Source organism: Helicobacter burdigaliensis (assembly GCF_003670295.1).
Classification (GTDB): domain Bacteria; phylum Campylobacterota; class Campylobacteria; order Campylobacterales; family Helicobacteraceae; genus Helicobacter_D; species Helicobacter_D burdigaliensis.
Map to the genome: position 1 here is coordinate 70222 of NZ_QXJG01000001.1, position 16794 is coordinate 87015.

Here is a 16794-nt window from a genome sequence, read left to right on the forward strand (position 1 = left end):
CAAATAAAAATTGTATTATTTAAGCTAAAAAAGAGTAAAGTAAAATAAAAGGATTTTTTATGGGTGTTTTAATTAAACAAAGCGGTATATTTTTAACTTTTTCTCTTTTCCTCTACTCTCAAAATTTAGAAATGAATAATGTTAATGAAGCTTATACAGATGGGAATCCATTAGGAGATTCTAGACAATGGTTTTCTATTAAAGAAGGGCAAACCTATAGAGGAAATACTATTATAATTAACACAGATTTTAGCAATGGAGTTGCACTAGGTGGATATTTAGATTATGCAAGTGTGTTAGATAATAGCTTAATTGTTAATGGAAAAGTGGATTTTGCTATTGGGGGCTTTGGAGAAAATGAAGCTTTAGTAAATAGAAATAAAGTAGAAATCAATGGGGAAGCTAAGAATGCAATAGGGGGATTTGGAGAGGATTATGTGCGTAATAATAAAGTCATAGTCTATCAAAATGGTAAAGTAGAAGAAAATGTAATTGGGGGTTATTCTAAAAAAGCAGATGCAAGATATAACGATGTAGAAATTATGGGAGAGGTTAATGAGGTATATGGTGGCATTGGTTTAAATGTTGAGGGAAATGAAGTAATTATAAGTGGTAAGGTTACAAAGAATCTTTATGGGGGATTTAGCACTCATGGAGATGCACTCAATCAATTTGTTTTGATTGAAAGTGGAGGAGAAGTAAAGGAGAGTGCATATTCTGGATATGCTAAATTAGATTCTATAGGAAATTTTTTAGAAATTGCAGGAGAGGTTCAAAAGGGAGTGGGTGGTTATTCTAAAGAGGCAAATGCTAAGGAAAATAGTGTGTATTTACTAGGAAAGGCTACAAGTTTAATAGGTGGGGAAGGAGTGAATGCTTATAGTAACTTTGTAACTATTGATGGGATTACACAAGATGCTTATGGTGGAATAGCCAAAGAGCTTTCTCAAGGAAATTTTTTAAATTTACAAAGTGGAGAAATAACGGGAGAAGCAATAGGGGGAAAGGGAAATATCGCTAAAGGCAATCAAGTGTTTTTAGGTACAGACACACAAGCACAAAATGTTGTCGCAGGAATGGGGAGTGAAGTGGCACAATATAATGAAGTGATTTTAAAAGGAAAAGTGGAAGGTAATGTGATAGGGGGAAGTGCAAAAGAAGCAAGTTATAATCTTGTCTCACTTTATGATAATGCAGAAGTTAAAGGTATAGTCTATGGAGGTTATAATAGCTTAACAAATGAGGGTATTAATCTACACAATTCTATTTTGGCAAGCGGAAGTGTAAAGGTGGGAGGTTTAGAGGGTTTTAGCAAACTCTATTTAAATGTTTCTAGTGAAAATATTAAAAAAGAAGGGTTACCAAGCAGTGAGAATACTTTCATCTTAAGAGTAGATGGAAATTTAGATCTTAGCAATAGGGAAGTTATTGTTTCTTCTTTGGGTGTGAATAGTAAAGAAAATATAGCATTAATTTATGCAGAAAAGGGAATTAAGGTTAATGCAGATACTTTAATACACGGGAATAAAACCTTTATTTTTGAAACATGGAAACCAAAGGAAGATGGAGAGTTTGAGCATGAATTACTTAAAGATGATTTTATAGTTACACAAGGTTTGCAGCAAGAGGCTAAAAGTTTTCCTAAAAGCTTTGCAAATAGTTTAATGTTTTTAAGAAATGGTGGGGAAGCTGTTTTAAAGCAAATGCAAGAGTATGAAAAAACATTAGAAGAGAAGAATGGGATTTTAGCAATCATTCAAGGAGGTAAAAATAAAATAGATGGTAGTGAATTTTATGGTGTTTATGCAAATTTTGGAGGAATTTTTAATTTAGGTAAAAATAGTATAGGGAGTTTGTTTTTTGAGAATGGTTCAGGGCATTTTGATAATCATATAGCAAATGCAAGGGGGCATACAAAAGAAACCTATATAGGAATAGGGAGTGGGATAAGACATCATTTTAATCGCAATTTCTATATGCAAGGATATTTAAAGGGAGGGGTTATAGAGAGTAAGTTTGATAGTTATTATATGCATACAAATGATAGAGTTGCCTTTAAAGAAAATAATTTTTATGTAGGTTTGGGGATGGCTGTTGGGTATTTGCAAGAAGTTAAGGAAAATTTGAATATGGATTTTAATTTTTATTCTAAGATGGATGGAATAAAAGGTTTTAGCAGGGAGCTCAAACACCAAAACAATGATTTTTTAGAGGTTAAAGATTCTATGATGTATTCTTTAGGGTTTGAGAGTGCTTTGCAATATTTTCAAGAAGATTTTGGTATAAAAATGGGACTTGCCTATGAAAGGGTGCTTAGTGGGGGGATAGAGAGTTCTATTAATGGATTTAATCTTGAAACTTACAAAAGGAATTTTAATATCATTAATCCATATTTGACTCTATCTATAAAGCCTAGTAGCAAAATTCCTTTAAATTTATTTATAAGAGGTGATGGTTATTTTTGGGATAAAGAAGGAATAAGTGGAAGCTTTGGAGTGAATTATGTATTTTAAAGTTTAAAGAGAATATTTATGGAGATTTTTTATTTTATGATTAAGTTTTTAGCAAAAAGGCTAGTTTTATTATAAAATAATTGAAAATGTCCTATAATCTTAATAAAAAAGGAAAAATTATGGCAACTTTACAAGGTTTTATAATAACATTAAGCATTATTGCTGTTGTTTGTGTTATTGTAATGCTTTTAACAATTATTTCTGTTGTAAAAAGTGGAGATAAACTAACTTCTTTTGAAAAAAAGATACTCATATTTGTAGCTTTTGTGCTGTGTTTAGGTGCAATGGGGCTTTATATTGTTTCTAATATGGAATTTTTTAGAGCACTTTTTTAGACTTTATGATGTCTCCATTTGCAAATCCTAAAAATTCTCCAATACACAAAAGCACGCAAAAAAGTTTCTAAACTTATACAAATATAAATATAAATAATAGGGTATTGAAATTTGGCAATAAAATAGCAAGGAATTACCCTAAGCCCCCAAATCATTATTGCATTTGTAAAAAGAGTGATTTTTGTAATTCCTGCTCCTCTTAATGCACCATCAAGAATAAAGATGAAAGCAAGAGGAATTTGAGAAAGTCCAAGTGGGATAAGATAGCTTGCACTCGCAAGAATAATTTGTGAATCTTTATTAAAGATATAAGAGATTGGATAGGCAAAAACACTCATTAAAATTCCCATAATTCCCATAAAACACCCACCCAAAAAAAGTGTATTTAAAATGCTGTATTTTGCTTCTAAGGGTTTTTTAGCACCTAAATTTTGTCCCATAAGTGCCATAGCAGCAATCATAAAGCCAAAACCCGGCATAAAAGCAAAACCTTCAATGCGTGTAGCAATCTGATAACCTGCAAGATTGATTGTCCCATAAGAAGCTACAAATTTTGCCATAAGCAAGATAGAAATAAGGGTAAAAAAACGCTCACAGCCTGAGGGAAAACCTATGATAAAAGCCCTTTTGATATAATTAAAATTAATTTTTTTACCCAAAGAAATAGGAGAATTTTTTAAAAGTAAAAGACAAGCAAAAAGTGCTAAAGTTTCTATAAAATTGATAATAAGGGTTGCAATAGCAGCACCTTTTAATCCAAGTTCAGGCAAAAATAAAAAACCAAAAATTAAACTATATTTTAAACCCGCATTTAAAAAAGTAATAAAAATCTTGATAATAAAAGGAATTTTTGTATAGGCTGCAGCAGAAAAGGCTGAAATGCTAACTTGTTTAATCAAAAGAAGCGGAATGCTAAAAAGAGTTATTTTTAGATAAATATCCCCAAGCATTTTAGCTTCTTGTGAGATTCCCATCCAAATAAAGAAAGTATCATAGAATAAAAATGATAAAAACATAGTGGGGAGTGCTATAAGCAAGGAAGCAAAACTTAAACTAGATACAACAATATTGGCTTCTTTTTGGTGTCCTTCTCCGATAAATCTTGCTACAAGTGCGCTATTGCCTACAAAAACGATTGTGGTAATTGCAAAAACTAGCATAATATAATTAAGACTAACTCCTACTGCCACGATAAAAGAAGCACCCAAGGTGCCCACAAGTAATAAATCAATAGAGATATTAATTATATCTAAAAGAGAATTTAAACCTGAAGGAGTAGCAATGCTTAGGATTTTTTTAGATCTTTGTTTGGAAAGAAATTTCATTTTATTTCTTTTTAGCTACCAATTGTGTGATTTTAGAATGCGTTTTTTCTTCCACTTCTTTTTCTTGGTAGAATAAAATTTCAAGATTTTTAAACGAATCTAATAGCTCATTTGGCTGTAAAAAGTAACTAGGATTTGTAGAAAAATCACTAAGGCTAGGATTGTAAAGAAAGGTTTCAAAAACTAATATCCCACCTTGTTTTAAGCCTTCATTAATTCCTAAAAATAACTTTCTTTGCAAAAAATAGCTATTACAAATCAAATGGTAAGAATCTCTAGGAATGTTAAAATCATCTAAATCTTCACAAAAAGTATGGATATTTGGTTCATTTTGTAGATTTTCTAAACCAATATCAGAAATATCTATGCTATCTACAATAAATCCGCAATCGCGCATAAAAAGAGAGTTTCTGCCTAAACCGCAAGCAATATCTAATGCTTTGCCTTTTTTGGCTTTTTGTATGAAATCCACCAAAAGCTCTAAAGGAGAACCAGGGGTGTTGTTTTTAGAATATTTTTCATTCCATTTTATTTTATCCTTAATCATCAAAACGCTTTAAGAGTCCCTCATAGTATTCAATGCGTCTATCACGCAAGAAAGGCCAAATTCTCCTTACTTCCTCACTTCTTTTTTTATCCCAGCTAAAATATAAAATTTCATCTTTATCTATACTAGCCTCTGCTAAAAGTTCTCCTTGTGCTCCAAAAGCAAAGCTAGAACCCCAAAAATCAATCCCTTCTAAAACGCCCGATTTATCTTTTTCAAATCCGGTGCGGTTAATCGTAACCACAGGGATTCCATTTGCTACTGCATGGCCTCTTTGCACGGCTATCCAAGCTTCTCTTTGTCTTATTTTTTCTTCTTTAGGATCTTCTTTGAACCAGCCAATCGCAGTCGGATAGATTAAAATTTCAGCTCCCCTTAAAGTCATAAGTCTAGCAGCTTCTGGATACCATTGATCCCAACATACTAATACACCTAATTTGCCAAGGCTTGTAGAAATGGGATAGAATCCTAAATCTCCAGGGGTAAAATAAAATTTTTCATAAAATCCCGGATCATCAGGAATATGCATTTTTCTATAAGTTCCTGCGATACTTCCATCTTTTTCAAATACTACTGAAGTATTATGATATAAACCACTTGTGCGTCGTTCAAACAAAGAAGTTACAAGCACTATTTTGCATTCTTTTGCGATTTTAGAAAAAAACTCACAATCTTCTTTAAAATCCAGCGCATAATCAAAAAAATCTACATTTTCACTTTGGCAAAAATATTCGCTTGTATGAAGCTCTTGCAAACAAACAAGCTGTGCTTTTTTAGAAGCTTCTTTAATGAGTGAATGCGTGTAATCTAGTGTGTCTTTTTTGTTGCTCTTAAAAGAATGCTGTAAAAGTGCTACTTCTATCATTAATAATCCTCTCCTTCATAATCTCCATCGCTGTTTTCATAATCGTCTTCATCATAAAGATATTTATCGCTATCTTCATAGTTTCTATCAAATCCATCTAACTCTTCGTCTTCAAAATCTTCTAATTCATCTTCATTATAAGCTTTTGTAAAAATCATTGCTTCTCCTTTAAAATGTATGAAATTGCCTCACTTGCTAGCCTTAGCCCAAAACTTCCAGTAACTGCACTAAAACTACCAAGTTCTTTGCATTTTGGAATTTCTGGGCTAAAAATCACCTTAAAATCACCTCTAAAATTTTGTTTTTTTAACCCTTCGCGGAATTTTCTTGCAAATTTATCCCCATAGCTTTTCCAAATATTAGCACATCTAATCTCGCTGGGATCTAGCTTTTTAGCACTGCCTGTTGATGAGAGTAAAAAGGGTGCATTTTTCAATTTTGGCTTGTTTGCTATTTTTAGAGCTAGAGCAATTTTGGTTGGAATATCATCAATAGCATCTAGTACTACATCATAAGCACTAAAGTCAAATTCTTCTATATCTTGTGGGTTAAAACGCTTTGAAATAGGGTGGATATTAGGATACATTTTAGCTAAAACTTCCACCTTTTTTTCTCCCAAACCTTCAAAAGAGCCAATTTGGCGGTTTTGGTTTGTAATATCAAAACAATCCCCATCTACAATGCAGATTTTACCTACACCGCTACGATAAAGACAATCTAGTGCAAAGCTCCCTACACCACCTACACCAAAAAGCAAAACACTTGCATTTTGTAGCTTTTTAAAGCCATCTTCTTTAAATAATAAAAGTGTTCTATCAAAGCGTGTGCTCATTGTTCTATCCAGTTTTGTAAAGGTTTTATACGCTCTCTTGCAGTAAAATCAAGAGTAATAGGGGTAATGGAGACATAATTTTGTCTAATGGCTTCAAAATCTGACATCTCCTTTGTATCCCTTTCTTCCCAAGCAAGAGGATGTAAGCCTAGCCAATAATATTCTTCCCCGCGTGGATTTCTATGCAAGTGTGCATCATTTCCATACATTCTAATGCCAAGCTCTGTGATTTTATAGCCTTTGCATTCTTTTTTGCTAATTTGTGGAATGTTGATGTTTAAAAATTCCCTTTTTTGCAGAGGAAAGCCACCCTCTAAAATTTTTTTAGCTAAATTATAAATTGTATCTTTTGCAAGTTCATAGTCAAAGCCAAAATCTATTTTATCTTTTAAAACTTGTGAAATAGCAATGGAGGGAATATTATGTAAAACTCCTTCCATCGCTCCACTTGCTGTGCCAGAATAGCTTACATCTTCCCCCATATTTGAACCAATATTAATCCCACTTACGATTAAATCAGGGCGGACATTCTCTTCATAAAGTGCATATAAAGACAGATAAATGCAGTCTGTTGGAGTGCCATCTTCTAATTTATAAAAATCATCATCTAATTTAATAAAACGCAAAGGACGCGTAAGACTCATACCATGCCCACAAGCAGATTTTTCTGAAGCGGGAGCGACTATACTAACATGTCCTAGAGGGCTTAGGGCTTCTTTTAGAGCTAAAAGTCCGCTAGATTGATAGCCATCATCATTTGTAATTAAAATTCTTTTCATTTTTTACCTTTTTTAAATGAAATATTTTTGTAAAAGTATTTCTAGTATTTCTTTGGTTTCTTTGTTTAAAAAATTAAGATGATTTTTGATTTGTTCTTGATAGTTTTGCAATTCTACTCTTGCACCTTTTAAGCCTAAAAGATTCACATAGCTATTTTTTGCTTTATCATTTTGAGTGTTTTTGCCCGCTTCTACACTGCTTTGCGTAGCATCAATAATATCATCGCGGATTTGAAAAAATAATCCCAATTTTAAACCAAGCTCATAAATTAATGCAAGACTTTCTTTATCAAATTTGCAAATAATTCCACCCATTTGCAAAGAAGCTGCGATGAGCTTAGCAGTTTTATTTAAATGAATGATTTGTAATTTATCAATAGGTAAGGTTTGATTTTCAAAATGGCAATCAAGTGCTTGTCCTAAAACCATTCCTAAAGCTCCTCCATTATAGCTTAAAGATTCTATAAGTTTTGTTTTGATTTTGGGCTTAAATTTTGCACGAGAGAGCAAATAAAAGCTATGAGTGTTTAGAGCATCTCCTATTAAAATAGCTCCTACTTCATCGTATTTTGTATGCAGGGTTTTGGCACCTCTTCGCAAGGTTGCATTATCCATACTTGGAAGATCATCATGGATTAGCGAATAAGTGTGTAAAATTTCTAAAGCAAGAGCAGGTGCAAAGGATTTTTTAAGAAGTTTTGGAGAATTTGCATAAACAATGCTTAAAAGAAGTTTGGGGCGGAATCTCTTGCCACCATTTAGCACCATCTCCCATAATGCCTTTTCGTAATAGGGGTGAAAAGAGGGGATTTTGGGTGCATTTTGTATAAGATAATTTTCAAAATTTTCAAAGACTTTTTGGAGTTTCATTATTTTTCCTCATTCACAACAATAAAGAATTGAAAATCATTTCTGGAAACTAGCCATTTTTGAGGCTTAGAAGCAAATTCTCCTAAAAGATGAATAATATTATCCATTCCACTAATCACTTCTTTTTGATTAACTCTTAGGATTTTATCGCCTACTTTTAGGCGTTCAAAGCCATTTTTTGCTAAAGGCGATAGGGAAGTAATTGTAAAGTCTGGAGCAATGCTAAGTCCAACACGCCCTAAAAAATCTTCAGGCAAAAGCATACCACCGCGTCTTTTATCTACTAAAGCCATAAGTTCTAGCGTGGCTTCTCCTCTTTTAATCTTAATAGGCACTTGTGAGCCTTGTTTTAAATCAAAAACTACTCTATCAAAGCTTTGAGTGTTTGGAATGGCTTCATTGTTGATTGTTAGGATAATATCTCCATATTTAAAAGGATTCTTAGGAAAAAAAGGATCTATTACATCTACTTCTACAAAATCATCTTTATTTTGCTTCGCTCTAATACCAATATCGCCATAATAGATTTCTTTAGAATTTAAAAAACGCTCTAAATATTTTTTGTCAATGAATTTTCCCTCACCTATGCCAATTCCATAGACATTATCACAAATTGTGCTAATAAGACTATTTTTAAAGGTAGGGACATTTAAAGTAGCAAAAAAGCGTGGGCTTTGCATAAAGCTTTGAAATTTTCCACTCACATTGTCTTTTGGAGTAATGCTTGCCATTTCTTCTTCTAAAATAGCATTTGTAAGAGGAAGTAGCTTAATGGGCTTAAGATTGCTTTTAGATTCTAAAAGATACATTCCTAAATATGGATCATGCTTTAAAATCTTGTAGCCTTTAGGAGTGGCATTAGGAGAATACATAAAAAGCTTAGATTTTACAGGTGTGGTTTTGTTTAAATCTTTTTCATACAAGGGAGCTATGGCTATTCCATAACTTTTATTAATAGGTTCTAGCGAATCTTTAGACTTTAAAGAACAAGCACTAAAATCATATCCAAAAACAAATAGGCAACTAGCAAGAGAACATACTAAAAACTTGTTTAACATCTAAATTCCTTTTAGGGGAAAATCGCCAAGATTGCCAAGCATACCCATAGCCATACCCTTGCGATTAGTTTCTACGCTTTTATACATATCATTTAAAGCACTCATTAATAGAATCTGCATAGATTCTTTATCTTCTAAAAGACTATCATCAATGCTAATATCAATAATTTCTCCCTCTCCATTAGCACTCACGCTAATAAGCCCGCCACCGCTTTTTGCAGTGATTGTTTTTTGTTTATTCTCTTCTTGAGCAACTTTTAGTTTTTCTTGTAAATCTCCTAGTGTTTTTGCAAGTTCTTGTGGGTCAAACATTTTTTAAATCCTTTTTTATATGAATTATTTGATTGTTTTCATCTACTAATACAATCGTAGGGGCATAGTCTTCTAGCTCTTCTTTAGAGTATTGTGCATAAGCAATCACAATAATCTTATCGCCAATTTGCACTTTTCTAGCCGCTGCACCATTTAAGCACATATCTCCCTTTTTGCCCTCTATTACATAAGTAGAGAAGCGTTCGCCATTGTTGATATTTACAATATCTACTTGTTGCCCCTCATAGAGTTTGGCAGCTTCCATTAGCTCTTTATCAATAGTAATAGAGCCCACATAATTTAAATTTGCATCGCTTACAGATGCTCTATGAATTTTGCTATAAAGCATATTAAATTTCAAAAGAATGCCTTTGTATGAATTTTTAAAATTTTAGCATATCTTATCCTAAAAAGCTTTAAAAATTAAAATCCCCATATTTATAGTAAGCTGCACATGCTCCCTCACTGCTTACCATACAGCTTCCAAGTGGGTTTTGTGGGTTGCAAGCTTTTTTAAAGAGTTTGCAATCATAGGGTTTTTTAGAGCCTTTTAGAATCTCTCCGCAAATGCAAAGTTTATGATCATTTTTAGGAGTATCTTTTAAGACATCTTGATAGATTTTTAGTGCATCAAATTCGCTAAATTCATCTTTTAGTCTTAAAGAAGAATGTGCTATTTCGCCTAAGCCCCTCCAAGTGAAGCTATCTTCTAAGCAAAAATAACGCTCTACTAATTCTTGTGCTTTTTTGTTTCCCTCTTGTGTAACGCTTCTTGCATATTGTATCTCTACTTTGGGTTGTTTGGAAATCACTTGTTCTAAGATGGATATTAAGCTTTCTCCTACATCTACTGGCTCAAAACCGCATACAACTACTGGAAGTTTGTATTTTTCTACAAAAGGAGTATAGATTTTAGCCCCTGTGATAACACTCACATGTGAGGGTGCTAAGAGAGCGTTGATTTGGTTGTCTTTAGAATCTAAAATTGCATGTAAAGGAGGAGGGACTAAAACATGATTGATTGCAAAAAGGAAATTTTTTAGCTTTAGTTTTATCACGCTTTGTAATAGGGCTGCACTCATAGGAGTAGTAGTTTCAAATCCTATTGCAAAATAAACAATCTTTTTATCAGGATTGTTTTGAGCGATTTTTAGTGCATCTAGTGGAGAATACACAAAAAAGATTTCTAAGCCTTCAGCCCTTGCTTGTTGTAATGAGCCTTGACTTCCTGGGACTTTTATCATATCGCCTAAAGTTACTAAAATCACATCTTTTTGTTCTGCGATTTTTCTAGCATAATCGATTCTGCTTTTTGGCATAATGCAAACAGGACAGCCTGGTCCATGCACAAATTCAATATTGCTAGGTAAAAGTTGTGGGAGGGCGTATTTCATAATCGTATGGGTATGTCCGCCACAAACTTCCATAATTTTCAAAGGATAGGGTAGTTTAGAGGAGAGTTTAGTAATGGCTTTAAAAAGAGATTGTATTTTTGTGCTATCTCTATAAATATCAATATAAGGATTCATTGTCTTTCTTTATGATAAATTTACATAAAGAATTTTAGCACAAAAAGCTAAAAAGGCTTTAAAGATAAGAGGTTCTATGCAAAAAAGACAAATAAATTTTTTGATTTTAATGTTTGTGGTATATTTTTTAAGCATAGGGGTGCGTTTTGTTTATCTTTATAATATGCAAGATGAAATAAATACTTTTGCCAAAAGTAGCTTTATTTTAAACAATCATGATGGATACTTTTATGCAGAGGGTGCTAGAGATTTATTAGAAGGGGTGAAAAATACGAGCCAAAGTCCAACAAATGAGATACTATCACTTCTTAGTGCATTTTTAACTTGGCTTTTGCCTTTTAATTTAGAAGCAGTAATCTTTTTTATGAGCGGAATTTTAGGGAGCTTGGTGGTATTTCCTTTGATGATTTTGACTAAAAAGTTTGGGAATCTTGCTAGCGCACTTTGTGGGTTTTTTGGTGCAATTACAACAAGCTATTATAACCGCACAATTTTTGGTTATTTTGATACAGATATGTTGATTTTACCTTTTGCATTAGCAGTTTTTGCTCTTATTTATTTTGCTTTTTATTCTAAAAGTAAAATAAATCTTTTAGTTAATCTAGTCTTGATTTCTTTTGGATTGGCTTATTATCCCTCTTTGCGTTATATTTTTATAGGTTATTTTATATTGTTTGTCTTTTTTGTGTTTTTTTATAAAAAAGCTTATTTAATGTTTTATGCTTTTTTTATGGGGATTGTTTTGTTATTTAGCATTTTTAAGTCCCCTTTTTATTGGGTATTTTTATTAATTTTTATAATTTTAAGTTATGTTTTAAAAGAAGAAATTTTTAAAAAAAGAGAATGGATTTTTTATCTTTTTTTCTTGTTTTTTATAGTGTTTGCAGGGATAAAGTTAGGAGAGAATGTTATAAATAGTGCTTATATAAGTAAAGTAGATAATATACAAGGAGAGCTAAAATACTATGCTGCTATTAATACAATTTATGAAGTGTCTAATATTAATTTTAGTGAATTTGTCTATCGTGTAAGTGGGGGGTATTTTGCATTTTTTTGTGGGATTTTAGGTTTTGCTTGGCTTTTGGTTAAAGATTTTAGGTTTGTGATTGGTTTGCCTTTGTTAGCTTTAGGGGTTTTTGCACTCATTGGAGGTATGCGTTATACTTTTTATGCTGTGCCTATTTTTGCATTAGGTGTAGGTGTTTTTATGGCTTTTATGCTAGAAAAGATTTGGTATTTTAAGGCTAGATTGCTTATTTTTATTCTTTTGGCATCTTTACTTTTGGTAAATAGTTTTAAACATATTATAAATTATACTTATCCTTTTGTATTTACGCAAGAAGAAATAAATGTGTTACAAAAGATTCCACAAGTTAAAGGAGATTATGCACTAACTTGGTGGGATTATGGCTATCCTGTGCGTTATTTTAGCAAGCTAGATACTTTTGTAGATGGTGGAAATAATACTGGAATGGAGAATTATCCTATTAGTTTTATTTTTATGAGCGAAGATGAGATTTTAAGTGCAAAACTTGCAAAAATGCTTTTAAATGGAGTGGATTTTAATAGATTTTTAGAGCAAAATAAGCTCTATACTCCAAAACTTCTTAAAATTGCTTTGAGGGATAAAGAAGTAACTAGGCAAAATAATAAAAATTTATATATTATAGTTCCTTTAAGAATGCTAGAGATTATCAATGTAATTAGAAAATTTAGTGCAATGGATTTAAAAAATGGCACATTAGAAAAAGATAAATTTTTTCTTCTTAGCGCGCCAAAGAAGCAAGAATCGGGTTGGCTTAGCTTAAATAAAGACATTTCTTTGCATTTAAAAAGTGGAAAAGTCAAGATTAAAAGCTTGAGAATGGAAGTTTTTTTAGAAAAGATTTTTTACCAAAAGGATAAAAAAGAATTACAAATTTCTAAAGATAGTAGGCTTGCAGCGATTGTTTTAGAAGATGGTAGAATACTTTTGTGTGATAGTGATTATTTAAAAACTTTTTATTTTAGAGCGATGTTTTATGAAGATCTTAATAAAGATTACTTTACACTTACACTTAAAAATGACAAAATAAAAGTATATAAACTAAATTTTTAAGGAGTATTATGCAATTTACCCATTTAGATAGCAACAACAATCCCACAATGGTGGATGTCTCAGATAAGCAAATCACACAAAGAGAGGCATTAGCTAGAGGAAAAATCACTATGAGTAAGGAAGCTTTTTTGGCAATTATGGATAATAAGGTTAAAAAAGGTCCTGTATTACAAACAGCAATTATTGCAGCGATTATGGGAGCCAAAAAGACTTCAGAGCTTATTCCTATGTGCCATCCTTTATTTTTGAGTTCTGTAAAATGCGAGGTTGTAGAACTAGAAAAAGAAAATGCTTTTATTTTGGAGGTGAGGGTAAAAACAGATTCTAAAACAGGTGTAGAAATGGAAGCATTAATGGGTGTAAATATAGGGCTTTTGACAATTTATGATATGGTAAAAGCCATAGATAAAAGTATGGAACTAGGCGAGATTTATTTGGTACAAAAAAGTGGTGGAAAAAGTGGGGATTATTTAAGAGAATAAACTAGAATTAATCTAGTTTATTCTAACCATTCAAGGCTTTCTTCATTGAGTTCTTCTTTGATTTTTTCATATTTAATATTTGCTTTTAGATAATCTACAATCTCTAACATATCCAAAAGTGCATTTTTCATACAGCTTGTAGCACCCGGGCTTGGTGTCATATTAAAAGTAATTCCTTTGTTGCTTTTAATTTTCTTTTCTCCAAGTTCTAGTTTCTTTTTGTTTTTATCTAAAACTTGTGGTCTAATTCCACCAAAACCTTCTGCATAGGTGAGTTCATCTAGGCGGATTGAAGGGATAATCTTTTTAGCTTCTTCCCAAAAGTATTTTTTACCAATACTTGGAATCTCATAAATAAAGTTTCTAAAGATATAATTTCTAATCTCACTATCACTTAATAAATCCCACATAATCTTAGTAGTGGCACTTCCAAAGCCAAATACTTTTAGAAAATCCATGGTTGTGCCACTTTTAAATCTTTCTAGTTTTGGTAGGGCTAAAGCAGTGGGTCCAAGCCTAGTTTTTCCTTGTGCGACAACATCAGGATCGCCATGGATTGCAGCAAAAGGAAGTTTTGGATTTTGCACGGTATAAACTTTGCCTTGTAATTTGCTACCCGGGATAAAATAAAAACTTCCTGAAACCGGAAGACAGCCTAAATCTAGTCCATAGCCCATATTTTGTGCTAAATAGAGTGAATGTGCCCCAGCATCTACAAGCACAAAAGAAGCACTAATAGGGGAGTTACCTTCTGATCTTATTGTGTAAGCTCCATCGCCTTGTTCTATAATATCTTTAACTTTATAGTTAAAAAGCACTTTGTGTTCGCCAAAATTACTTTGTTCGATCATATGGTTTGCAACAGAATTAAAATTCATAGCACAAAAGCTTTTTCTCATACCAGAACCTACAACATTTTCAGGTCTATCGCTTCCATCCGCTAGTTTAATAACATTAGGTTCAATCTCTCTTAGAGTATCTTTAGTAAAAAATTCTAATTCAGGATAGATTTCTTTAAATTGTTCATGGCGTTGTTTTATAAATTCTACTTCTTTATCGCCTACACCTATTGCCATTTTTTGATATTCAAAAATGCTTTTATTTTGTAATTTATGATAAGAAGCATAAGAAGTTAAAAGCTTTGCAGCACGCGCCACTTTTTTAGCTTTTTCAAAAGTATAGTTTGTTTCAATATCACCTGAATGAATGGTTTGTGAGTTGTTATTTCCACTAGAGCTTAAAGTGGCAGGAGCATGGTATTTCTCTAGTAAAACCACTTTTTTAATATCTGTATAATGAGTAAGGGCATAAAACAAAGCACTACCAGAAATTCCAGCACCAATAATTGCGACATCATAATGATTTTTCATCATCTATCTCCTCTTAAATTTAAGTAATTTTTCATAAAACTTAAATATCAAAGTTTTATATTTTTCTTAATTTTTTAATGTATTTGTATAAATTATACATTATTACTTACTTTAACTTTGCTAAGGTTAAATAAAATTTTATGTTTTGGAAAATGATAAGATTTATAAAACCCTTGCTAAAAAGCCTTTAAATCCTCTTTATTAAAAAGTATTTTCATACCATAAACCCTTTGTATTAGGAGGTTTTGCTGGGATATATTAGGAGAATCTTTACCAATATCTAAAGGAGTAATATGAATACCTCCTAAAATATATCGTCCTTCTTCTGTTTCATTTTGTAGCGTTTTTAGCCCCCAAATATCGTGCAAGACAAAAATCTTTCCCTCCTTGTGTCCTAAATAAAGCATAATATGTCCTTTCATGCCCAAAAAAGTTGCAAAAGGAATGGCATTTTTAATAATAAAATCTGTTTTTTCTTTTTTGTTGAGTGTGGAGAGTTCAAAATAATTTAAATCCCCTTTGAAATCTTTTTGTCTTATTTGACTTTGTGAGTTTCGCAAAAGATAAAAACCAAAATTTCCAAAAAGATCACGCAAAAGCATAGAACAATCACGATTAAAAAAGCTTCCACCCCAGCCATATTTTTCCCCTAAAAGTGGGTTTGCCAAATTGCTTAAAGAGTCTTTAGTAAAAGGAGTAGGGAATTTTGAAACGACTTTTGTTTTGAGCAAAATTTTATTAAAACTAGCATAGCCTCGTTTTGTGCGCGTGATGAATTGTGCTTCATAGAAGTCTTTTGTGCTACCTATAAGGGGTAAAAGCATACCAATGCGTCCAAAATCTAAAAATTCTCCTTGCTTTGTGTAAAGTGGCGTGTAATCTTTAGTAAATACTAAAAAATCCTTATAGCTTTGCAGAGTTTTTATTTGCTGATTATTTAAGATTGCAATATCTAGCACATTTACCCAACCACTTACAAATCCACTTTGCACAAAAGCCCACGATTTATTTTTAGAATAATGTAAAATCGCTATGGGCGTGCCACTATAAATAGAAGAGTTTTGCCAATAATCAAATGGGAAGCCCTCTCCTGCAAGTTTTGGATTATGAAATTTTGGCTTATTTGTAGGTAAAACCCTTAAATTTGTAGTGCGCGTGATGATGGCAGGTTTGTTAAGTGAAGGGAATGTATCAAGGTTTGCTTCTTGCTTTAAGCTATCAATCCATTCTTTAGAATTTGGTAAAAGATTTTCTCCAAAACCTAAATTTTTATAGGCAAGTCTTAATCCAAAATCCACATCATTTTTACTTAAGGTTGTGGGCTTATTCCAAGGAGAAAAGAAATGCTCTAAATAATCCCTTTTAAGTTTTTTGCTATAAGTTTGCAAAAGGGTGAAATCTTTTGTGATAAAAGGTTTTAAATCCTGTTTTGGGAGAGTGATAGAGTGATTTTTAGGCTCTTTTGTAGCACAGCCTACTAGCAATAAAATTGCTAAAAGACTAACATAAGCAATTTTACCCAATCGTTTATTAAGATTCATAAAAGATTCTTTTTATAAAGCTCTTCGCTGAAGCCTACAAGAATCCCTTTGTTATATTCAATCACAGGACGCTTAATAAGCATAGGCTCTTTAAGTAAATATTCTTTGATACCTTTATCATCTAAGGAAAGTTCTTTTAAATTTAGCTTTTTATAAGTGGTTCCCTTTTTATTAAAAAGTTGTTCCAAAGTAGTGTTTTTTAGCCAAGATTCTAAAATTTCACTTGTGGGTGTGCTTTTTTTAAAATCAATAAATTCATATTCTAAATTGTGCGTATTTAAAAAATTTAAAGCCTTTTTTACGCTACCGCAATTTTTAATACCATATATTTTTATCAT

At 32.0% G+C, this 16794-nt stretch carries 18 protein-coding genes; 4 read left to right on the forward strand and 14 right to left on the reverse strand.

Annotated features, from left to right (window positions below; translation table 11 throughout):
* Nucleotides 1–59 precede the first annotated feature (59 nt).
* Together EBF09_RS00365 and EBF09_RS00370 are read left to right on the forward strand one after the other, a co-directional pair.
* A complete protein-coding gene (locus tag EBF09_RS00365; RefSeq protein WP_121763167.1) occupies nucleotides 60–2513 on the forward strand; it encodes a hypothetical protein in 2454 nt (817 codons plus the stop codon).
* Nucleotides 2514–2632: 119 nt separating this feature from the next.
* Complete coding sequence (locus EBF09_RS00370; RefSeq protein ID WP_121763168.1) at nucleotides 2633–2848, forward strand: hypothetical protein; 216 nt, start codon at nucleotides 2633–2635, stop codon at nucleotides 2846–2848.
* Here the strand turns inward: EBF09_RS00370 and EBF09_RS00375 are convergent.
* From EBF09_RS00375 to hypD, 11 genes are read right to left on the reverse strand one after another with little or no spacing between them, the layout of a single operon-like run.
* Nucleotides 2845–4173, reverse strand: coding sequence for an MATE family efflux transporter (locus tag EBF09_RS00375; protein ID WP_121763169.1), 1329 nt, complete (start codon nucleotides 4171–4173; stop codon nucleotides 2845–2847). The genes EBF09_RS00370 and EBF09_RS00375 overlap by 4 nt on opposite strands.
* A 1-nt stretch (nucleotide 4174) precedes the next feature.
* Nucleotides 4175–4720 (reverse strand): class I SAM-dependent methyltransferase, encoded by a 546-nt coding sequence (locus EBF09_RS00380; protein ID WP_121763170.1) that lies wholly within the window; start codon nucleotides 4718–4720, stop codon nucleotides 4175–4177.
* Complete coding sequence (locus EBF09_RS00385) at nucleotides 4713–5582, reverse strand: carbon-nitrogen hydrolase (protein ID WP_198672510.1); 870 nt, start codon at nucleotides 5580–5582, stop codon at nucleotides 4713–4715. Before EBF09_RS00385 ends, EBF09_RS00380 begins: the two co-directional genes overlap by 8 nt.
* A gap of 2 nt (nucleotides 5583–5584) precedes the next feature.
* The gene (locus EBF09_RS09145; protein ID WP_198672504.1) at nucleotides 5585–5743 is read right to left on the reverse strand and encodes a hypothetical protein; all 159 of its coding nucleotides are present in this window, start codon (nucleotides 5741–5743) and stop codon (nucleotides 5585–5587) included.
* Nucleotides 5740–6417, reverse strand: a complete 678-nt coding sequence (locus EBF09_RS00390) for a tRNA threonylcarbamoyladenosine dehydratase (protein WP_121763172.1) — start codon at nucleotides 6415–6417, stop codon at nucleotides 5740–5742. The genes EBF09_RS09145 and EBF09_RS00390 overlap by 4 nt, the downstream gene beginning before the upstream one ends.
* Nucleotides 6414–7196, reverse strand: coding sequence for a 5'/3'-nucleotidase SurE (surE, locus tag EBF09_RS00395; protein ID WP_121763173.1), 783 nt, complete (start codon nucleotides 7194–7196; stop codon nucleotides 6414–6416). Before surE ends, EBF09_RS00390 begins: the two co-directional genes overlap by 4 nt.
* A gap of 12 nt (nucleotides 7197–7208) precedes the next feature.
* On the reverse strand, nucleotides 7209–8066 hold the full coding sequence (locus tag EBF09_RS00400; RefSeq protein ID WP_121763174.1) for a polyprenyl synthetase family protein: 858 nt from the start codon (nucleotides 8064–8066) through the stop codon (nucleotides 7209–7211).
* Nucleotides 8066–9124 carry a DUF7488 domain-containing protein gene (locus EBF09_RS00405; protein WP_121763175.1) on the reverse strand — a complete coding sequence of 353 codons (1059 nt, stop codon included), beginning with the start codon at nucleotides 9122–9124 and terminating at the stop codon, nucleotides 8066–8068. The genes EBF09_RS00400 and EBF09_RS00405 overlap by 1 nt, the downstream gene beginning before the upstream one ends.
* Nucleotides 9125–9436, reverse strand: a complete 312-nt coding sequence (locus tag EBF09_RS00410) for a YbaB/EbfC family nucleoid-associated protein (protein WP_121763176.1) — start codon at nucleotides 9434–9436, stop codon at nucleotides 9125–9127.
* On the reverse strand, nucleotides 9429–9797 hold the full coding sequence (gene panD, locus EBF09_RS00415) for an aspartate 1-decarboxylase (RefSeq protein ID WP_121763177.1): 369 nt from the start codon (nucleotides 9795–9797) through the stop codon (nucleotides 9429–9431). Before panD ends, EBF09_RS00410 begins: the two co-directional genes overlap by 8 nt.
* Before the next feature lie 55 nt (nucleotides 9798–9852).
* A complete protein-coding gene (hypD, locus tag EBF09_RS00420) occupies nucleotides 9853–10965 on the reverse strand; it encodes a hydrogenase formation protein HypD (protein ID WP_121763178.1) in 1113 nt (370 codons plus the stop codon).
* 76 nt (nucleotides 10966–11041) lie between these two features.
* Between hypD and EBF09_RS00425 the strand changes: the two genes are divergently transcribed.
* Together EBF09_RS00425 and moaC are read left to right on the forward strand one after the other, a co-directional pair.
* On the forward strand, nucleotides 11042–13063 hold the full coding sequence (locus tag EBF09_RS00425; protein ID WP_121763179.1) for an STT3 domain-containing protein: 2022 nt from the start codon (nucleotides 11042–11044) through the stop codon (nucleotides 13061–13063).
* Between the two features lie 8 nt (nucleotides 13064–13071).
* A complete protein-coding gene (moaC, locus tag EBF09_RS00430) occupies nucleotides 13072–13545 on the forward strand; it encodes a cyclic pyranopterin monophosphate synthase MoaC (RefSeq protein ID WP_121763180.1) in 474 nt (157 codons plus the stop codon).
* 17 nt (nucleotides 13546–13562) lie between these two features.
* On the opposite strand, the gene EBF09_RS00435 is transcribed toward moaC, so the two are convergent.
* The 3 genes from EBF09_RS00435 to EBF09_RS00445 all read right to left on the reverse strand — a co-directional run bounded on the left by EBF09_RS00435 (nucleotide 13563) and on the right by EBF09_RS00445 (nucleotide 16794).
* Nucleotides 13563–14915, reverse strand: coding sequence for an FAD-dependent oxidoreductase (locus EBF09_RS00435; RefSeq protein WP_121763181.1), 1353 nt, complete (start codon nucleotides 14913–14915; stop codon nucleotides 13563–13565).
* Nucleotides 14916–15091: 176 nt separating this feature from the next.
* The gene (locus EBF09_RS00440) at nucleotides 15092–16456 is read right to left on the reverse strand and encodes an SH3 domain-containing C40 family peptidase (protein WP_121763182.1); all 1365 of its coding nucleotides are present in this window, start codon (nucleotides 16454–16456) and stop codon (nucleotides 15092–15094) included.
* The gene (locus tag EBF09_RS00445) at nucleotides 16453–16794 is read right to left on the reverse strand and encodes an arsenate reductase family protein (protein ID WP_121763183.1); all 342 of its coding nucleotides are present in this window, start codon (nucleotides 16792–16794) and stop codon (nucleotides 16453–16455) included. Before EBF09_RS00445 ends, EBF09_RS00440 begins: the two co-directional genes overlap by 4 nt.

Excerpts from the sequence above, each read along its gene's own strand:
- EBF09_RS00425 (WP_121763179.1), top strand. The coding sequence starts at position 11,042 with ATGCAAAAAAGACAAATAAATTTTTTGATTTTAATGTTTGTGGTATAT.
- EBF09_RS00375 (WP_121763169.1), bottom strand. The coding sequence starts at position 4,173 with ATGAAATTTCTTTCCAAACAAAGATCTAAAAAAATCCTAAGCATTGCT.
- EBF09_RS00400 (WP_121763174.1), bottom strand. The coding sequence starts at position 8,066 with ATGAAACTCCAAAAAGTCTTTGAAAATTTTGAAAATTATCTTATACAA.
- EBF09_RS00440 (WP_121763182.1), bottom strand. The coding sequence starts at position 16,456 with ATGAATCTTAATAAACGATTGGGTAAAATTGCTTATGTTAGTCTTTTA.
- hypD (WP_121763178.1), bottom strand. The coding sequence starts at position 10,965 with ATGAATCCTTATATTGATATTTATAGAGATAGCACAAAAATACAATCT.
- EBF09_RS00445 (WP_121763183.1), bottom strand. The coding sequence starts at position 16,794 with ATGATAAAAATATATGGTATTAAAAATTGCGGTAGCGTAAAAAAGGCT.
- EBF09_RS00365 (WP_121763167.1), top strand. The coding sequence starts at position 60 with ATGGGTGTTTTAATTAAACAAAGCGGTATATTTTTAACTTTTTCTCTT.
- surE (WP_121763173.1), bottom strand. The coding sequence starts at position 7,196 with ATGAAAAGAATTTTAATTACAAATGATGATGGCTATCAATCTAGCGGA.
- EBF09_RS00370 (WP_121763168.1), top strand. The coding sequence starts at position 2,633 with ATGGCAACTTTACAAGGTTTTATAATAACATTAAGCATTATTGCTGTT.
- EBF09_RS00390 (WP_121763172.1), bottom strand. The coding sequence starts at position 6,417 with ATGAGCACACGCTTTGATAGAACACTTTTATTATTTAAAGAAGATGGC.
- EBF09_RS00435 (WP_121763181.1), bottom strand. The coding sequence starts at position 14,915 with ATGAAAAATCATTATGATGTCGCAATTATTGGTGCTGGAATTTCTGGT.
- EBF09_RS00405 (WP_121763175.1), bottom strand. The coding sequence starts at position 9,124 with ATGTTAAACAAGTTTTTAGTATGTTCTCTTGCTAGTTGCCTATTTGTT.
- EBF09_RS09145 (WP_198672504.1), bottom strand. The coding sequence starts at position 5,743 with ATGATTTTTACAAAAGCTTATAATGAAGATGAATTAGAAGATTTTGAA.
- moaC (WP_121763180.1), top strand. The coding sequence starts at position 13,072 with ATGCAATTTACCCATTTAGATAGCAACAACAATCCCACAATGGTGGAT.
- EBF09_RS00410 (WP_121763176.1), bottom strand. The coding sequence starts at position 9,436 with ATGTTTGACCCACAAGAACTTGCAAAAACACTAGGAGATTTACAAGAA.
- EBF09_RS00380 (WP_121763170.1), bottom strand. The coding sequence starts at position 4,720 with ATGATTAAGGATAAAATAAAATGGAATGAAAAATATTCTAAAAACAAC.